Origin of the sequence: Paenibacillus vandeheii, assembly GCF_030433635.1 — a bacterium.
Taxonomy (GTDB): domain Bacteria; phylum Bacillota; class Bacilli; order Paenibacillales; family Paenibacillaceae; genus Paenibacillus; species Paenibacillus vandeheii.
This window is the reverse complement of record NZ_JAROCD010000004.1, coordinates 369,758-387,043: the sequence shown is the minus strand read 5'-3', so window position 1 is coordinate 387,043 and position 17,286 is coordinate 369,758. Positions and strand designations below refer to the sequence as shown.

The 17,286-nt window shown below is 40.6% G+C and carries 13 protein-coding genes; 11 read left to right on the top strand and 2 right to left on the bottom strand.

Going from position 1 to position 17,286, the window contains the following annotated elements; all coding sequences use genetic code 11:
- Nucleotides 1–56: 56 nt before the first annotated feature.
- The 6 genes from P5G61_RS09730 (at nt 57) to P5G61_RS09705 (ending at nt 7,919) form a co-directional block, all read left to right on the top strand.
- Nucleotides 57–830: an AAC(3) family N-acetyltransferase gene (locus P5G61_RS09730; RefSeq protein ID WP_435874111.1), complete on the top strand. Its 774-nt coding sequence runs from the start codon at nt 57–59 to the stop codon at nt 828–830.
- Between the two features lie 283 nt (nt 831–1,113).
- Nucleotides 1,114–2,865 carry a histidine kinase N-terminal 7TM domain-containing diguanylate cyclase gene (locus tag P5G61_RS09725; RefSeq protein WP_301246265.1) on the top strand — a complete coding sequence of 584 codons (1,752 nt, stop codon included), beginning with the start codon at nt 1,114–1,116 and terminating at the stop codon, nt 2,863–2,865.
- A 178-nt stretch (nt 2,866–3,043) separates the two neighbouring features.
- Complete coding sequence (locus P5G61_RS09720; RefSeq protein ID WP_301246264.1) at nt 3,044–5,167, top strand: sensor histidine kinase; 2,124 nt, start codon at nt 3,044–3,046, stop codon at nt 5,165–5,167.
- 8 nt (nt 5,168–5,175) lie between these two features.
- Nucleotides 5,176–5,796, top strand: coding sequence for a hypothetical protein (locus tag P5G61_RS09715; RefSeq protein WP_301246263.1), 621 nt, complete (start codon nt 5,176–5,178; stop codon nt 5,794–5,796).
- Complete coding sequence (locus P5G61_RS09710; RefSeq protein WP_301246262.1) at nt 5,786–6,445, top strand: HNH endonuclease; 660 nt, start codon at nt 5,786–5,788, stop codon at nt 6,443–6,445. Before P5G61_RS09715 ends, P5G61_RS09710 begins: the two co-directional genes overlap by 11 nt.
- Before the next feature lie 19 nt (nt 6,446–6,464).
- Nucleotides 6,465–7,919, top strand: coding sequence for an Eco57I restriction-modification methylase domain-containing protein (locus P5G61_RS09705; protein WP_301246261.1), 1,455 nt, complete (start codon nt 6,465–6,467; stop codon nt 7,917–7,919).
- Here the strand turns inward: P5G61_RS09705 and P5G61_RS09700 are convergent.
- Nucleotides 7,916–8,251, bottom strand: coding sequence for a helix-turn-helix domain-containing protein (locus P5G61_RS09700; RefSeq protein ID WP_301246260.1), 336 nt, complete (start codon nt 8,249–8,251; stop codon nt 7,916–7,918). The two genes, P5G61_RS09705 and P5G61_RS09700, sit on opposite strands and share 4 nt — an antisense overlap.
- A 168-nt stretch (nt 8,252–8,419) precedes the next feature.
- Between P5G61_RS09700 and P5G61_RS09695 the strand changes: the two genes are divergently transcribed.
- From P5G61_RS09695 to P5G61_RS09675, 5 genes are all read left to right on the top strand, one after another.
- Nucleotides 8,420–9,244, top strand: coding sequence for a DNA-binding protein (locus P5G61_RS09695; protein ID WP_301246259.1), 825 nt, complete (start codon nt 8,420–8,422; stop codon nt 9,242–9,244).
- Nucleotides 9,245–9,396: 152 nt separating this feature from the next.
- Nucleotides 9,397–10,707 (top strand): S1 family peptidase, encoded by a 1,311-nt coding sequence (locus P5G61_RS09690; protein ID WP_301246258.1) that lies wholly within the window; start codon nt 9,397–9,399, stop codon nt 10,705–10,707.
- Between the two features lie 17 nt (nt 10,708–10,724).
- Nucleotides 10,725–11,066: a DUF3221 domain-containing protein gene (locus tag P5G61_RS09685; protein WP_301246257.1), complete on the top strand. Its 342-nt coding sequence runs from the start codon at nt 10,725–10,727 to the stop codon at nt 11,064–11,066.
- Nucleotides 11,067–11,512: 446 nt separating this feature from the next.
- Nucleotides 11,513–13,018 (top strand): malate:quinone oxidoreductase, encoded by a 1,506-nt coding sequence (locus tag P5G61_RS09680; RefSeq protein WP_024629610.1) that lies wholly within the window; start codon nt 11,513–11,515, stop codon nt 13,016–13,018.
- Nucleotides 13,019–13,427: 409 nt separating this feature from the next.
- Nucleotides 13,428–15,527: a TerD family protein gene (locus P5G61_RS09675; protein WP_301246256.1), complete on the top strand. Its 2,100-nt coding sequence runs from the start codon at nt 13,428–13,430 to the stop codon at nt 15,525–15,527.
- 124 nt (nt 15,528–15,651) lie between these two features.
- On the opposite strand, the gene P5G61_RS09670 is transcribed toward P5G61_RS09675, so the two are convergent.
- Entirely contained in the window at nt 15,652–17,268 is a 1,617-nt protein-coding gene (locus tag P5G61_RS09670) for a type 2 periplasmic-binding domain-containing protein (protein WP_301246255.1), read from the bottom strand.
- Nucleotides 17,269–17,286 lie beyond the last annotated feature (18 nt).

Sequence of the window (17,286 nt, the reverse complement as noted above, 5' to 3'; positions counted from 1 at the left end):
AGTACCGTCGTCTACACTCTATTTTGCTATAATAGCCCAAAGGAGGTTATCCATTAATGATACATACCCAAGAAAGTTTACTCCACCAACTGCGCCAGCTCGGTATCGACGACCAAGGAACGCTGCTTGTTCACTCTTCCATGAAAAGCATGGGCGAAGTCGAAGGCGGCGCGGATACGGTGTTATATGCGTTTACCGAGTACATGAAGGAAGGACTGCTGGTGCTGCCAACGCATACATGGTCCACGATCAATGCAGACAACCCGATGTTCCACGTGGAATCTTCACCCTGCTGCGTCGGTATTCTGCCTGAGCTGTTTCGCAAACGGCCTGACGTAGTACGTTCTTGGCACCCTACACATTCGGTAGCTGCTCTGGGACGGGATGCCGAAGCATTTACCAAGGACGATCATCTTTATGATACACCGTGCGCGAGAGGCTCCGCCTGGGGTAAGCTGCTTGATCGGAAGGCAACCATCCTTTTGGTCGGCGTTGATCTGAAGAGGAACACGTTTATCCATGGCATCGAAGAATGGGTGGACATCCCGGGCAGGTTAACGGATGAGCCTGAGATGTTAAGCACAGTTTTACCCGATGGAACCGAGATTTCGGTACCTTCACGTAGACATTGCGGATTGTCGTGGTCGGAGCACTTTTGGAAAGTGGATGACGTTCTTGAGCGTAAAGGAGCAATGCGTAAGGGGCAGCTTGGTGATGCAGTCGTCAGAGTATGCGATGCGGCGATGTTGACAGAAGTAATCACGGACATGCTGGAAGATATTCCGGATTTGTTCTCGGACAATTTACCTTTGGAAACGATGTACGAATGAGGAGTGGGCCGTCCGGTGACGGAGGGCTCTATATACGCATTTCCGTACCTCCTACGACAGCTAACAAGGTCTTCTTCCCTCCCGGTTTGCATGCAAACGTTCAAATTCTTTCACGAAAACGCAAAAATAGCGCAAAATTCAATCAGAGGTTGGCTGGATTGCCATTGTATGGGCTACTCAGTCCAGTAGCGGTATGATAAGATGTGGTTAATTTAACCAATAGCAGTAGTATAGGATATCTTTTATAGGTTTATCGAAGGTTCACATTAGCGTAAGCAGCGTTATGAAATACCCCAGTTCAATACTATCCTCGTTGTCGCATGCAAAAAGGAGAAGATTCGTGAGCCCATTAGTATGGTATGATCTCTTTCTATTCGTCCTATTGTTTGTTGTATACGTATATGTTTTTGCTACAGTTAGAATTACGAACTTACATAAGGTTTATTTTTTGTTTCATGGGTTGATGATGCTGTGGCCATTCTGTCAGTTTGCGAGTACGTTGACGGATGATCCCGGCTTGCAGTTGTTCTATGTTACGTTATCTTTTGTCGCGGTTTCCTTGCTCGGGGGCGGTTGGCTGCTGCTTACCATCTTTATTACTGGTGAGGCGGAGCGATTAGGCAAAATAAGATCTTTCCTGCTATTTATTCCCGCGGTTATTGGAGCCATTGGTGTGGTCCTGAACCCATGGAGCTGGTTTGTAACTCCGCTGGAAGGCGGTTATGTTGAGCGGGCCTATGGACCCTGGTTCTGGGTTGTCATGGCTGTACTCGTGAGCTACTTTGTAGCTTCCCTCTTTATTTTGTTCCGGGCACTTTATTCTTCACGAACGTCCACCATGATTAAAAACCAGGTGAAAGTTACGCTATGGGGCATATTCGTGCTGGCTGTTTTTGCAACCATCGACGCTCTGCTTAATGTAGTTCTAAGAGCGTATTTACCATTCATCATTCCCGGACTGACTTCGCTGGGGATTTTCCTGTCAGACCTTTTCTTCGTTTATGTGATTAAAAGATACAATGTGTTCGATCTCGTTTCCATCGCCCATGAGGATGTGATCAATACCATTCCTTACGGCATCCTTGTATTGGATGAGAATGAGATGATTATTGAATTGAACAAAGCCTCCCGATCCTTCATGGATCTGCATGTGGGGGATTCTTTTGATATGGCAGCATTTCTGAATTCTGTTCGTGTAGAGGGCAGCAGTCAGACGTTTCTGGATCAGTATAAGCAAAAGGACAATATCCTGTCTCAAATTGAAATTATCACGCAGCGAGACATTATGCGTCATTATATTCTCCAATCGTCTCCGATTGTGGATTCTTCTCGTAAACCTATTGGTCATATCCTTACGTTCCAGGATGTCTCTCAAGAGCGCTTCTATGTCAAAGAAATGAATCGGCAGAATGAGACGCTTCAGGAGCGTAATCATGCCCTGGATCGTATTCGTCTGGAGTTGTCCGAGGCCAATCGCAAGCTGGAGGAACTCGCTCTAACGGACAGTCTAACCAACTGCTACAACCGCCGTTACCTGACCCAACACCTGAATCACGAGGTCATCACCAATATTCAATATAAAACGCCGTTTTCACTCATACTGCTGGATATTGATTACTTCAAAGCGATCAATGATCGCTACGGACATGTCATCGGGGATGAAGTGCTGCAACGCACCGCTCAGGCCGTCAAAGAATCCATTCGGAGTACCGATATTCTAACGCGATATGGCGGGGAAGAGTTCATGATCTACCTTCCGCATACCGAACGCCAGTTAGCCCAACAAATAGCGGAACGTGTGAGATTAGCGGTGGAGTCGAACCTCATTGTGGTGGATCATGAGATCGAAGAGGTGTCCATTACGATTAGCATAGGGATTTTGTCTATTGAGGATTTTGAATGTGAGCATGTACCGGACAATCCGGAGGGGTATTTGATTCAGCTGTTCGCTGCGGTAGATAAGGCGTTGTATCAAGCAAAGCAGAATGGGCGTAATCGGATTGAGTTTGGGGAGTTTGAGCGTGGAGTTGTTTGAGAAAAGTAATTATTAAAAAGTAAAGGAATTATCAAAGAGGCATCTAGAATTCAACATATGGATAATTGAAATTATGTTAAAATATATTTATAGTTTGGCTTTCACTAAAATTATTTCAATATATTGTTTTTTACATTAGAGTTTTTAAAGAACATAGAAGGGATGAGGTGTAGGTTATATGGAAGAAACTAAATTTACGATTGAAGATAGAGAACTTGCAGAATTACTAGGTAGGCAAAATTTTAGCAATAAAGAATCAGCTGTATTTGAGCTTATGAAAAATTGTCATGATGCAGGTTCAAAAGTTTGTGATATCTACATAAATTCTGATTGTATTAAGATAATTGATTATGGAGATGGCATGAACTCTGAGGATATACAGAATAAATGGTTACATGTGGGGAGAAGTACCAAAGGATATAGACGGGAAGATGATGGTAGGGTACTTGCTGGTTCAAAAGGGGTAGGTAGGTTTGCTTTAGCTAGACTTGGTGATAATGCACGTGTTACTTCTAAAGTAGAAGATGGAGTAGCGGTGCTCTGGGCAACGAATTGGAATTACTCAAGTATTAACGATACGGAAGTAGATTTTAAGAAGGGAACTACAATAGAAATTTCAGAATTAAGGGATAGATGGCGCCAGAAAGACATAAACGACTTGGTAGGTTTTTTTAGAAGAGCTTATAAGAGTAAGAAAATGATTGTAACTATACACTTTGGGAGTGAAACTTATGTTATACAACCTACATTCGAAAGTTTAAAAAGAGGAGAACACTATTCAGCTAAAGTAATTTTGAAATACAACAGCAAATTAATGGAATTATCAGTTGATGTAGAGTCTGACGAATTTAAGCAGGAAGTAGCTGAATTAATCACCCCTACCTCTCCCAATAATTTTTCTGATAGATTCAACATAGAAGAGGAAATTCCGCACAGCACAGAGGATTTAAAAACATATCTTTCTGAATTGGGGAGCTTTTCAGCAGAATTATACTTTGGATTAGAGAGAATCCCAGCAGATTCTTTTGAAAAGTATTTGTACAAATACAACAATTTATCAAATGATGGAACAGGAATAATATTATATAGAAATAATTTTAGTATTTCATCGCTTGAAGGGAAAAAAGATTGGCTAGATATTTCCTCTAGAGCAATCAGGTCACCGGCGGCTGCTACACACCCAACAGGGAGTTGGAGAGTTAGAAAAAACCAAATTTTTGGTGAAGTTATAATAGATAAAGAGGAAAATAAAAATTTAAAGGATATGGCTAATAGACAAGGTTTAGAAGAGGATGAATACTATCAAGTATTCAGAGAAATAATCTTATATGGAATAAGTAAATTTGAAAAATATCGTCAAGATATCATTAGAAAAATAGATAAAAATCGAAATATAGAGAAAAAAGATAGCAATGAAGATAAAAAGAAATTACGAGAATTCTTGAAAAAACCTTCAAGAGCAACAAACATGTCAAATGAAGAGCTTTCTTTTTTAGCAGAGGAAATAAAAGATATCCAACGAGAAGTTAAAGAGAAAGCTAAGGAACATAAGGAAAATGAGCAGCAATTTAAATATGATGTCAGGATCTTGAATGTATTAGCCACTCAAGGGTTGAGAGCGAGTTCAATTTCCCACGAGTTACACAACAAAAGAAATATACTTGTGTCCGGATACAAGGATGTTGTTAATGCTCTTGAGGAATTTGGTTTTTGGGAAGAGTTAAATTCAGAAGAGTACACACGAATTTCATATAAAAATGTGCCGCTGACATTAAGAAATCTTGAAGATGTAAACAAACGGTTGATAGCCTTTCTAGATGTAATATTGAATAAAATAGAAAAGGAGAAATTCAACTCGGAAATTGAGTCTGTTGAAGGTGCTTTAGATACAATAATTAAGACCTGGATTAAAGAATACGATTGGTTAACAATTGATATAATTTCCAAAAATGAAGTGCAAAACAAGTATAAATTATCAAGTGATGTCTTAGATGTTATATTTGATAATTTAATATTAAATAGTATCCAACATAATGAGATGAAGGATAAACTCACTATAACGATAGAAGTGGCTTCATCCGATGGTCTCTTACAGTTCAAATATAGTGATAATGGGACAGGGCTAAATAAAAAATATATAAAAGATCCTAAAAGGATTCTTGAAGTACATGAAACTTCTAGAAGAGATGGACATGGTTTAGGGATGTGGATCGTCAGTAACACATTACATATGTATGGAGGAAATGTTACAGAGATCCGCAGTGATAATGGATTTCATATTTATTTTAATTTAAAAGGATGATGAATATTATGAAGAGATGCATAACTATTTTCTACATTGATGATAGAATTGACCCTATATTGGCAAGGTATTTAAATGAATATTGTGATGAATACAATCGAACGAATTCTAGTGATTATAGTTTGTACTACGATGAATATACATTTGAAAAAGAAGATACTTACAAGACTCTTCTGAAAAACGATTCAATAAATAAAGCAAATATTATTGTAATTGATTCGAGATTGTTTGAAAACGAAAACTCTAATTTAAGTAAATTTACTGGGGAACAGTTTAAAGTGATTTTAAAACAGATTCTCCCGTTCATTAAGACAATAGTAATTAGTCAAAATTATTCTGATGAAGATTCATTGACAGTTCAGAAGTATCAATCTCACTGGTCTGATGTAAAATTCAAAGATCATTATGATGAAATTTTAGAACCTATTATAAAACAGAATATTATAGCTCTTATAGAAGAGTACAAAGTAATAGATCAGTTAGAGGAAGAAGATGAGGTTGATTCTGTTCTTGTTGGTACAATACAGTCTACGATTTTAGGTCTTAGAGACTCTGCTTTATTTGAAAAAGAGGATCTAGATGAACTTATTAAATTATTCAATGAGGTCAAAATAACATATGAAGACTAATTTAATTAAAATCAAAGATTATAGAAACACATCGCTTAATTATTATGATTTTACTATAGGTGAGAGGAAAGCTAACTTTCTAAGAAAACTTAGATTAGAGCACCCTAGAGTACGAAACATATATAGTCATATAAAGAATAGAACTAATAAATTTAACCTGGTTTTTAGAGAACTATATTTTGAAAAATGCGCTTATTGTGGCTTAAGTACACAGGTGGTTGATTCTTCAAGATTTGAAGTAGATCATGTAATCCCAATATCTGTTATACAATTAGATCTGGGGCACACAGCTGATAAATTAAATGCAATTGAAAATTTAGTTAGCAGTTGTCAGATGTGCAATAGAGCAAAAACAAATTTCTATTGTGAAGAAGCGGATTTTGAAGTCTTACATCCAGATAATGAGTTTTTGCGAGAAGTCTTTGAACGTACTGAGGAATATTCAATAATTGTTAGCCCTAAGTATAAGAGTAATGAAGCAGTAAAGGAGTTTTATGGGAAACTTAAGTTGGGGAGCCAATTAAAAAGGCTTGATTATCTATTAATGGAGATGAAGGATTTTTGTGACAAGTATGAGGGTGACAGTATAATAAGTGAAGTTGAGAGGCTTATCTATAAAATTGAGAGCAAGCGAAGGAAGATTTATTAAATCTTCACGTTGGCATTGAATGGTGGGTACTATGAATAAGAGATGTCAAGTATTTACTCCTAGTGAGTACGTTGAGAAATTGTTAGATACTATAGATTATCTCGGAGTAAATATCTTAAAAAAAACTATACTGGAAAACTCATGTGGAGATGGAAATATTCTGGTTGGTGTTGTCAAGAGATATATTGAAGCTGCATTGAATGAACAGTATCCTTTGAAAGATATAGCTTCAGACTTAGAAAAGTATATTACAGGTTTTGAAATTGATCCTCAAGTCCTTGAAGTATGTTTGCAGAATTTAAATAATGTTGCATTAGAATACGGAGTTGAAAATGTTAATTGGAATATTCATGATACTGATTACCTTAAAGCACCAATGAAGAAGTTTGATTACATTGTTGGTAACCCCCCATATATTATGTACCAAAGATTGGAAGAGGATGAAAGGGCTTATTTAAAGCAAAACTACACATCTTGCAGTAAGGGTAAATTTGACTATTGCTATGCTTTTATTGAAAAAAGCATTCATTCACTTGGTATAAAAGGAAAGATGACGTATATTATACCGAATAGTATATTTAAAAATGTGTACGCAAAAGAGCTTAGAAACATTATGCTAAGCTCACTAGAAGTTATATATGATTATAAGGAGAGTATCGTATTTGATAATGTACTGACTTCACCTGCAATCATCTGTATAAATAAAAACCAAAAATTTCCTACTCTGAACTACTTTGATGTAGATAATAAGATATCTAAAGTAATAGATAAATCTTCGTTAGGAGATAAATGGTTGTTTAATTCTAATGAGTTTAGTGAAGAAAAAAATAGACAGCATAAATTTAGTGATTTTTATAAAGTTTCTAATAGTGTAGCAACACTACTTAATTCTGCATTTGTTATTAATCAAGATGAGATCTTAATTCAAGATAAAAATTATATCGAACTTAATGGCTATAAAATCGAAAAAGGAGCACTTCGTTCGGCAGCAAGTTCTAGAAGTTATTCATTAAAACGTGAAGAGTATATAATATTTCCTTATTCATACTCAAAAGAGGGAAAGCTTGTGAGATATGAAGAAGAAGAATTCTCCACTAAATTTCCTGGTGCCTATGCTTATCTTTTGAATAATGAAAAAAAATTAAAGGAAAGAAAAATAGATAAATCCGCAAAATGGTATGAATACGGTAGAAGTCAGGCCCTAGCTTATTTAAATCAGGATAAATTAATAATGTCTTCAGTTATTACAAATGAGATTAAAGTCTATAGTGCAAATAAAGATACTATTCCTTATTCTGGTTTCTATATCACTCCGATTTCTAATAAGAGTTTATTGGAAGCGGAAGAAATTTTGAAATCAGAAGATTTTTATTCTTATATTTTTTTAAGAGGAATAAATGCTAATGGTAAGTCATTTAGAATATCAGTTCATGATATTTTAAATTATTCAATCGACAATCCTTCTAACACCTAAAGTAAATTAAATATATCAGTGTTTATTTTTTGTATAGTTTTTATCTGGTCATTAGATAGATTCCCTAACCCAAAAATGAAGCTATCAATAGCTTCTTGTTTTATGCTTGTTTGATTCTTCAATGTATTAGGTATTAGTTCAATAATATCTACATCCAAGGCGTTAAGAACTTTTTCCAGAGTATCAATGGAAAAGTTTCTTTCGCCTCTTTCTAATGCTCCAATATATCTATAATCTAAACCAGCAACATCTGCCAGTTTTTGTTGAGTAAGTCCTTTAGTATTTCGAACAGCTCTAATTCTTGTACCAATCATTTGGCGTAACTCTGACAATTAAATCACCTCTTTAATAAGCTTAGATAAGATGAGGTAGAAAAGTCAGGCTATAATATATAGCAATAATGGTGTTATTTACGTATTTTAAGTAGTATAATAAGGGTTAATCATTACTCTAGAGAAGTAATTAAAAACTTTATACTTACTACTAAAGGAGGCTTCTTTTTGCGATCATCTATCCTAAAATCACTCAAACCGGACATCATTGTTGAAATGTTGGACATGGCTGTTGCTTTTGAAAATTGGAGCAAAGTGATGGAGACGGCGGACGTTTTGTACCAGTGTGTTGAGTGCATCCATGAAGAGCGGCAGGAGCATCTGACCAAGCGATTACCTTTACCATACATCCATACTGAGCATCCATTGATCTATTATCACGGGTTCAGTCTCCAAATGCGGGGCATGGCTCACCAGAAGATGGGGCAGGTGGATCAAGCGCGGGCGTGTATTGACCAATATGCAGAGCTAGGGTGGATGGAAGAGCTGGATGATGCGGGAATGCAGGTAGTGCAGGAGTTTAGGCATCGAGCGCAGGTGAATCGGTATGCGTTGGAGATTGAAGTGGGGCATTCAGAGCTGCTGGAGGAGTATGTGAATTTTCTGCTAGAGTATCCAGAGGAATGTATAGCAGGTCTAAGAACGATTGTGGAGGCAGCGCTTCGGTATCGTTGGCAGATTGATCGAGTTTTACATATGTTTGCGAATCAGGTTCAGGGTGTTGGTGTGAAATTAGATTCTTCAAACAACGCAGATATGTACCATTATTGTTATTACCGAGCTTTATACGAACAATGCATGGGAAGGCAAAAGAAAGCGGTGGAGTTCATTTTGCAGGCAATCAGGTTAGCGGATGAGCTTGAGATGAATCGATATTTCAAAAAATGCGCGTCACTATGGGAATTGCTGCGGGAAGATGCGACGGAGGAGCAGATTGGGCGGTATCGGACGTTTTTAAAAGGTAATGAATATATAAGTTTATTTTCTAGATAAAAATTTTAAAAAAGGAAAACTTTTATATTTTTGAGTTGTTCTTTATTTTAAAGGAGGATCAGAAATTTAATTTTTCTAAATGTTATGTAGCAATGTGTTTTATGATTTTAGTTAGAAAATAATAATACGAGATAATGGGAGGTTTAATATTAATGAAAAAAATTTTAAAATTAGCAGGTATATTTGTTCTTTCTACTCCTTTTTTTCTAACAGGAGCAACTTATGCGCAAGGTAATAATCTAGAAAATAGTAACTCAGGTTTCTCTGTAGTAGATGCCAAAAATTATAATAACTTAAAAGAATTCAAATTCAGAGACGAATTCGGCCTCGGAGCAATCAGTATCAATACACTATCACTGGGCGACTCAGATAATGGAAATAAATTTGGTATAAAACTTTCTAAAATAGAAGAAGAGCAGTTATCCTCAAGAATTGTCCATCAATCTAAAACCTTACCACTTGTAGATGAGTTTATTGAGGTAAATGGCGGTTACGAAAATGTTATAGCATATATAGATCAAAAGTCAGGAGGTGTTTTAAATGTAGGAATTAAGAATTTAGATAATGAAGAAAATTTTAAATTAAACATTGAAAAAATCTATGGTTATGATGGGAATCGTGTACACTTTTTTGTGACGAAATATTCAGAGCAGGACTTGAATGAATTTCATGACAATCTTATTAGTTACTTAAATCAAGATTTCAATGGTGTGAGAATAACTGAACTTGTAGTAAATGTCCCGGAGCAAAAAGTCGAGGTTGGCGTAGAAGAGCTAAATGAAGAAAAAAGAAAATTTCTAGAAGATACTTTCAACTCAGAGATGTTACTAATTAGAGAAGCTAGAACTACTCTGAACCATGATAGAAATACGACATTTAATCCTTTACAAGCTGGAATTAACATTACCAATACAAACACTGGTGGCGGATGCACAATTGGTTTCTTGGCTAAAGCACGTACAACCAGCTCTAATTTCGTCATTACAGCAGGTCATTGCGGGACTGCTGGTAATAGTTTCAAACAAGGATCAAACAGCATCGGTACAATGGGGGCCAGGTATAATAGTGGGAATGTAGATGCAGCTACAATAGGCTTGTCATCTTTATCATATAGCAATGATTTATACACAAGTGCCTCAAGAGGAGGATACTTTGATCTGGTACAAGGTACTAACAATGAATTTGTTGGAGAAATGACTTGTCTTTCAGGGGCATCCACAGCTACTAATCCTGTATCATGTGGTGTGTTAAAAAGTAAAGCTACTTCTGCAACTTTTAATGGGGTCAATTTTACTGGTTTAAGAACGGCTACTTATTCTACTGTTCCTGGAGATAGTGGAGGACCGGTATATTACAGTACAATATTAAAGGGTATAAATAAAGGTTATATAGGTAGCGACGGGGTATATTCTCATATAAGTAATGTTTTGAGCAAACTCGATGTAGAACCCTTATTGAAATAAATAGGAGGTACATTAATGTGAAATTAAGTAAGATTTTGCTAATATGTTTCACTCTATGTTTATTGAGCGCCTGTACCATTTCTAATTCTGGTAGTCAAAGAATTCAAGGATCTGTAAAAGAGATTGACCAAGATAATAATAGAATCCTTGTAGTAAGTGGTTTGATATCAGATGATCTTGATGAAGATACAAATAAATTAATTAAATCAAACAAATATAGTGAAGTATATTGGGTTAGTGGTGTAAATATATCCCAATTTGCAATTGGCGACGAGATAGAAATTTTTTATGATAATCTGGAGACATCGTACCCTGGGATACTTACTGCTAAGAAAGTTAATAAGCTTGTAAATGAGTGAGTGAACAAAATAAAGAAGAGTATAGACCGATTTAATTTCACAAAAATATAATGATGTACGTCTATTCAAGTTTACATCCATATAAAGGCAACTTAGAAAAAAATTTTTAGTTGATAAACTCTTAAATTGTGATCTCATACGTAGCACCGCGCTCACCTTTTAGAGACAATTCAGGCCACGCAACCAGAATTGTCTCTTTTTATTGAACAAATTAATCTTTCAGCCCTATAACCGGGTTATCTATCTGACATAAACTAGCGTATACTGAGGGAATAGCAAATATCTTCAAATTGCATATTTAAATTGACCCATATTATTGATACACTAGATCAAGGTTATATTCATTCAGAGAAGGGGCGGGCCTGTTCAAGAATGGGGCTTGCTGCAATGCCAAATCGATAACGCTTACATCCTTTTGGCAAATATAGGATATAAGGACGGTAGACATGAGCCAGGGACAAACGAGTACAGATGTTATCTTGATTGGTGCCGGAATTATGAGTGCAACTTTGGGAACTTTGCTTAAACAATTGGCACCAGACTGGAATATTAAGGTTTTTGAGAAGCTCGCCAGTGCGGGGGAGGAAAGCTCCAACGAATGGAATAATGCCGGAACCGGGCATTCTGCATTGTGCGAACTTAACTATACCGTTGAACGACCAGACGGATCCGTAGATATTAGCAAAGCCATTACGGTGAATGAGCATTTTCAAATCTCAAGGCAATTTTGGTCCTATCTCGTCAAAAGCAATCTGATTCGTAATCCGCGGGACTTCATTATGCCGCTTCCTCATTTGAGTTATGTACATGGAGAGCAGAATGTCCTGTTTCTAAAAAGACGCTTTGAAGCGTTAGCAAAACATCCGTTGTTCGTGGGCATGGAATTCTCGGATAATAAGAAAAAACTGGCGGAATGGATTCCGCTGATGATGAAAAACCGCACGGGCAATGAACCGATTGCAGCCACCAAAATTGACTCCGGTACGGATGTTAACTTTGGTGCTTTAACGCGTATGCTAATGGAACACTTGAAGAAACAAAACGTGGATATCCACTACCAACATAGCGTGAAGAATATGAAACGCACAAGCAATGGATCTTGGGAATTAGCCGTGAAAAATCTGAAGAGCGGGACCGTCGAACGACACACCGCGCAATTCGTTTTCATCGGTGCGGGTGGCGGAAGCTTGCACTTGCTGCAAAAATCCGGCATTCCAGAAGGCAAACATATTGGCGGCTTCCCGGTGAGCGGCATCTTCATGGTGTGCAAAAACCCGAAAGTCGTGGAGCAGCACCATGCCAAAGTATATGGTAAAGCTTCGGTGGGTGCTCCACCGATGTCTGTCCCGCATTTGGATACCCGATTTATTGAGAATCAAAAATCGCTATTATTTGGACCGTTTGCCGGATTCTCACCAAAATTCTTAAAGACGGGCTCCAATGCTGATCTGATTACGTCCGTGAAGCTGCACAACTTGCTCACGATGCTTGCGGCAGGCGTCAAAGAAATTTCATTAACGAAATACCTGATCCAACAGCTCATGTTATCCAAGGAACAACGTATGGCCGAATTGCGTGACTTTGTTCCTGACGCCAAGAGCGAGGATTGGGATATGGTGCTGGCGGGCCAGCGTGTGCAGGTGATTAAGGACACGGCCCAAGGCGGCAAAGGAACGCTTCAATTCGGCACGGAGGTAGTCACTGCGGCGGATGGTTCGATTGCGGCATTGCTCGGAGCTTCACCGGGTGCATCGACTGCTGTTCATGTCATGCTGGAGATCCTCCAGAAGTGCTTCCCGCAGCATATGGATGCGTGGGAGCCAAAGATCAAGGAAATGGTTCCTTCCTATGGTAAATCACTTGTAGAGAACCTCGATCTTCTAAACCAAGTCCATGCTTCAACCGCTCGGGTGCTCGGGCTGACGGCTGAGAAATCAGTCGTTCGGATGTAACGAGCTGTATGTTTCCTCTTCTATAGTAGGTGTGATAAAGAGCTAAGTCGGCTAAAAACCGAGCTTAGCTCTTTTTTTAAAATGACCTTCAGTTGTATGCTGCTCTTCTTTTCAGAACTACTCCACGCAAGTCAGAGCATTCCCTTTAATTTAACCAGTCGTAATACTTTCGCCCTGTTGGGAGAACGTGGAATCTGAGATGATGGGTTCATCAAAGGTTCGGGTCACGAACTTCGGACCTTTGCCCTTCAGGCTATGGCGATCCTTCCTTCTAACTTCATTGGCGAACTTAGGGTTGCCGCTTTCCTGAAGATCTCAATTCAGAGAGGAGGCGTCCAGGCTATCATATTCCTTCCTTCTACAGCAGACCACCAATTGTAGGGATATGGCTTTCCTGGACTCTTTTATCATGAACAATACCATCTATTTGCGCAGAGCGAACAAACTCATGATCGAGCAAGAACAAGGGGAGAAACAGCTGCCGAAGATTTATTTGGCGACTGCCCTTAAAAATATAGAAACGCTTGGCTACACGTTCTCGGATGAGTTGATGCAAGCCGTGCGAACGTTATCCAAGGAACAGTTTGAAGCATTGGTTGCCCAGGTTGTGGCTGATCTGAGAATCATGGTCGGCGCGCATGTGGACTACAAACCGATGTACCCTGGATTTCCAACGCAGGTGATGGAGGAAGATGAGGTGGAGCTCTACCTGAACGCCATCCTTCATTATCTGACCCTGATATATCCAAATCGTGAACCCGTGGAAAGAGTGCCTTTGCTGGACAAAGTAAACCTGAAAGTCATTGGCCTCGGCAACAAGGCAGACTTCCAGACGCTCATGCGCCAACTGATCGAAGCGAAGGGCTCCATCTCGGAGACAGACAAAGCAGATATCGATACGGTGCTGGAGCATTCGGAACCGGATGAAGTGGATGCGCTGTTGCCAGCGGAGATTCCGTTCAAGGAAAATGTGGGGTTCGTGGTGGCTTCATTATTGAAGCACGAAAAGGCCCATATCGACCGGATCTGTCCATATTTCAGAACGGCAACCGACGTCCTGCGTCTCGCCGTGGCCTGGTCGGATGGTGATGTCAGCCTGGCTGTGGCTTCACCTTTCCGAAAATTCAAGCGGCGTGAGAGACGACTGCTGCTTGGTCTCCTGGAACAATGCGGTTCGATTACGGAAGATATGCTCCGTTACAAGGATCGCTGGATTCGTCTGGGCGAAATTCTGCATCCTTCGGAATATAAGCTGCGGTACCCGCGATGCGAGGAAGCTTTTGATCTTTTGCGGAATAACAAGCCGTTTACGACCTTTAACCGGAGTGTGGAGCTTGCCTTTCAATACCAGAATGTGTGGAGTCTGATTGAGCTGTTGAAGCAGCGCCCGGGTGAATTTGCGAGAAGATTGGATCACTTGTTGCGCTCTACCACGGATAAGGAATATGTATTGCTGGCGTTCAGTGAAATTCTGGAGCACGTATCAACCCCGGTATTGTTGCAGGTAAAACAGCATTTTGCCCAGCGTAATGAGCCGCAGGATCTGCGTGTATTTTTCCCGAAAGGCAATGTAGCGAAAGCTTTTGCTGTTCCGAATCAGCTTTCGAAGATAGACGATGGCATTTGTCTCGACGTTGTGCAGATGTGTGAACAGGCGCTGGTGCAGCGTTTTGCAGCCCTTCCTTCGCTTGGAAAGACGTATGTCGATCCGCAGCTCCATGATTATCTGGTGCCCTTTTCCCAAAGATCGGCGAGCAAGGCTCTTCATACGATTGTACGGGGAAGCCGGGTGCCGATGGCGCAAGGAGATACGATTCGTTTCTTCAACTGGTGGAAGGAAGGGACCATGAATGGTCAAGCAACGGGGCGCGTGGATATCGATCTATCTGCGGTGATGTACGATGAGAACTGGAACTATGTGGAGCATATCTCCTATACGAATCTGCGTTCATTCAAGTACCAGGCCGTTCACAGCGGGGATATCGTGACAGCGCCTCATGGCGCAAGTGAGTTCATTGACCTGCATATTCCGTCGATCGTTGCTTATGGCGGACGTTATGTGGTGGCGAGTCTGCTTTCCTTTACGAGTCATCCGTATTGCGATTTGCCGGAGTGTTTTGTGGGCTGGATGATGCGGAAGAAGCCGGGTTCCGGGGAGATTTTCGAGCCGTCCACAGTGGCTAACAAAATCGATATTACTGCGGATACGCAGATTGCGATTCCCGTCATTATGGATCTGGTGGAGCGTACGGTAATCTGGACCGATCTGGCGCTCACCAGACACCCGGATTACTACAATAATGTCGAAGGCAATCAAAAAGGGATGGTCCTGATGGGTAAAGCTCTGACTACGTTGCGTAAACCGGACCTGTACGACTTGTTCACGCTTCATGCCAAGGCCCGAGGTGAACTGGTGGACACGATAGAACAGGCGGATACGATTTATTCGGTGGAGCAAGGGATTACCCCATTCGATATCGGGCAGATTATGGCGGAATATTTGGCTTAAGTCGATCACATGTGAATACAGAGGCGTAGACAGAAAAGAGCAGCGGAGAGCTGCTCTTTTTTTGGTTTATGAGTGACGATTGCCGGAATTAAACTGTCTAGAGAATGAATTACACTTGTGTCCTTCACTCATTCGCTTCTTTCAACACTTCTGCTCCGCCTGATTCCATAAATTCCTGGACGAAATCATCAAATTCACTCAACGGCCTCTCCCCAGTGATAAAGGCGATGTAAGCCTTGTTCTTCAGCTTAATCAATTCCGGGCCGCTCTTGATCAGGGAGGGTGTCGCCACCTCAAGCTCGTTGTAGATGCCGTCCTTGTCCAGCCCAAGAGTCGAGGCCCATTGTTCGCGCTGTGCGGTCTGTTTTAGCGGAATGGTCATACCGAGATTAGCGCCAATTAGATTCTGATAGCTAAACATGGTGTCATACGGAGGCAGGATGATGATATCCTGCGAATGAGTTTTGGCTCTCGTCCAATGCTTACCCTGTATGCCGAAGGTCATTGTGGCTGCTTCATCCGGGTCAGGGTTCGCGCTAACGTAATCCAGGATCTGTAGTATGGTTTCCAGCTTGCCCGGCTCCTTGACGGCATCGGCACCGATGGCGGTGAAGCTCATTAACATATCGTAGGCTCTGGAGCCGCGTTGACCATATGGTCCGGTGAAAGGCCTGCTCAATACAACACGAGCATTAGGATTCTTGGCTACCAGTTCCTTCACGTTAAAGGTGGATTGAACTGGAGTCTCCACGGCATGTCCATATTCATCGTAGCTCCACTCCAGGTAATCAGCCTCCTGAATCCAGTGGTAGTAATTGCCCATGGAAGTCATGCCAATCCTGCCGTTAATAAAGGCGTGGGACAAGTGCTTATAGCCACCCTTATTCTCTCCGGTGATGAACTCGGGATCAATCACGCCGTCCTGATACCATTTGCGCAAATAGTGAAGAGCTTCCTTCATTTCCGGCTGCAGCGCGCCGATGACCTTCTTCCCGTTCTTATCACTGAAATAGAGCTGATCTGCGAAGACAATCTGACCGAAGGCGCCAAACACAACGTTCATCCCTTCGCTGGACAAACCGTAGGTATCCTTAATACCATTACCGTCGGGGTCATCGTTGGTAAAGGCATAGATTACTTTTTCGAAATCGGCTAACGTTTGTGGTACCGACAGGCCCAGTTTCGCCAGCCAATCCTGCCGAAAAACGACTGGACTCCGATAGATATTGGTTGGGTTAATGACAGGGATGCCATAGGATATGCCGTCGATTATCCCGGAGTTTTGATAAGCGGGTGCATTCTCTCGAATGGCTCGCATCAGGTTTGGAGCATACGTGTTAAGCGTATCCAGTGGAATCTCGGCCAGCAGTCCTTGCTGCTGGTATTTCAGCAGGTCCTGCGGCTGACGGATGCGGAACAGATCGGGAATTTCGCCTTGGGCCAGCTTCATGTCGAGCAGTGCTTCATATTTGTTGTTCTCTAGGTTCCACACATCCAGATCGACGTTGAACTTATCCTCCACGTACTTTAGCATTTCAGCATTTTCGGGCACCGAAAGATTCTGATGCAGGGTCCATGAAATTCGGTAACGTGGAGTACTGGAGCCCGACTCGGTCTGTTGTGTTTCCGTTGAGGTCTGCTGAACGGATTGCAGATCACAACCGCTCAGAGTGCTGGCCACGATGACTGGAATCAGCATGGCGAGAAGTGAAGTAACGCGTAGCCATCCCTTTTTTTTCATCCTGTATTCCTTCCTCAC

What these genes read in the sequence shown, in the direction of transcription:
- P5G61_RS09730 (WP_435874111.1), top strand. Translation starts at nt 57, where the DNA reads ATGATACATACCCAAGAAAGTTTACTCCACCAACTGCGCCAGCTCGGT.
- P5G61_RS09725 (WP_301246265.1), top strand. Translation starts at nt 1,114, where the DNA reads ATGAAATACCCCAGTTCAATACTATCCTCGTTGTCGCATGCAAAAAGG.
- P5G61_RS09720 (WP_301246264.1), top strand. Translation starts at nt 3,044, where the DNA reads ATGGAAGAAACTAAATTTACGATTGAAGATAGAGAACTTGCAGAATTA.
- P5G61_RS09715 (WP_301246263.1), top strand. Translation starts at nt 5,176, where the DNA reads ATGAAGAGATGCATAACTATTTTCTACATTGATGATAGAATTGACCCT.
- P5G61_RS09710 (WP_301246262.1), top strand. Translation starts at nt 5,786, where the DNA reads ATGAAGACTAATTTAATTAAAATCAAAGATTATAGAAACACATCGCTT.
- P5G61_RS09705 (WP_301246261.1), top strand. Translation starts at nt 6,465, where the DNA reads ATGGTGGGTACTATGAATAAGAGATGTCAAGTATTTACTCCTAGTGAG.
- P5G61_RS09690 (WP_301246258.1), top strand. Translation starts at nt 9,397, where the DNA reads ATGAAAAAAATTTTAAAATTAGCAGGTATATTTGTTCTTTCTACTCCT.
- P5G61_RS09680 (WP_024629610.1), top strand. Translation starts at nt 11,513, where the DNA reads ATGAGCCAGGGACAAACGAGTACAGATGTTATCTTGATTGGTGCCGGA.
- P5G61_RS09675 (WP_301246256.1), top strand. Translation starts at nt 13,428, where the DNA reads ATGAACAATACCATCTATTTGCGCAGAGCGAACAAACTCATGATCGAG.
- P5G61_RS09670 (WP_301246255.1), bottom strand. Translation starts at nt 17,268, where the DNA reads ATGAAAAAAAAGGGATGGCTACGCGTTACTTCACTTCTCGCCATGCTG.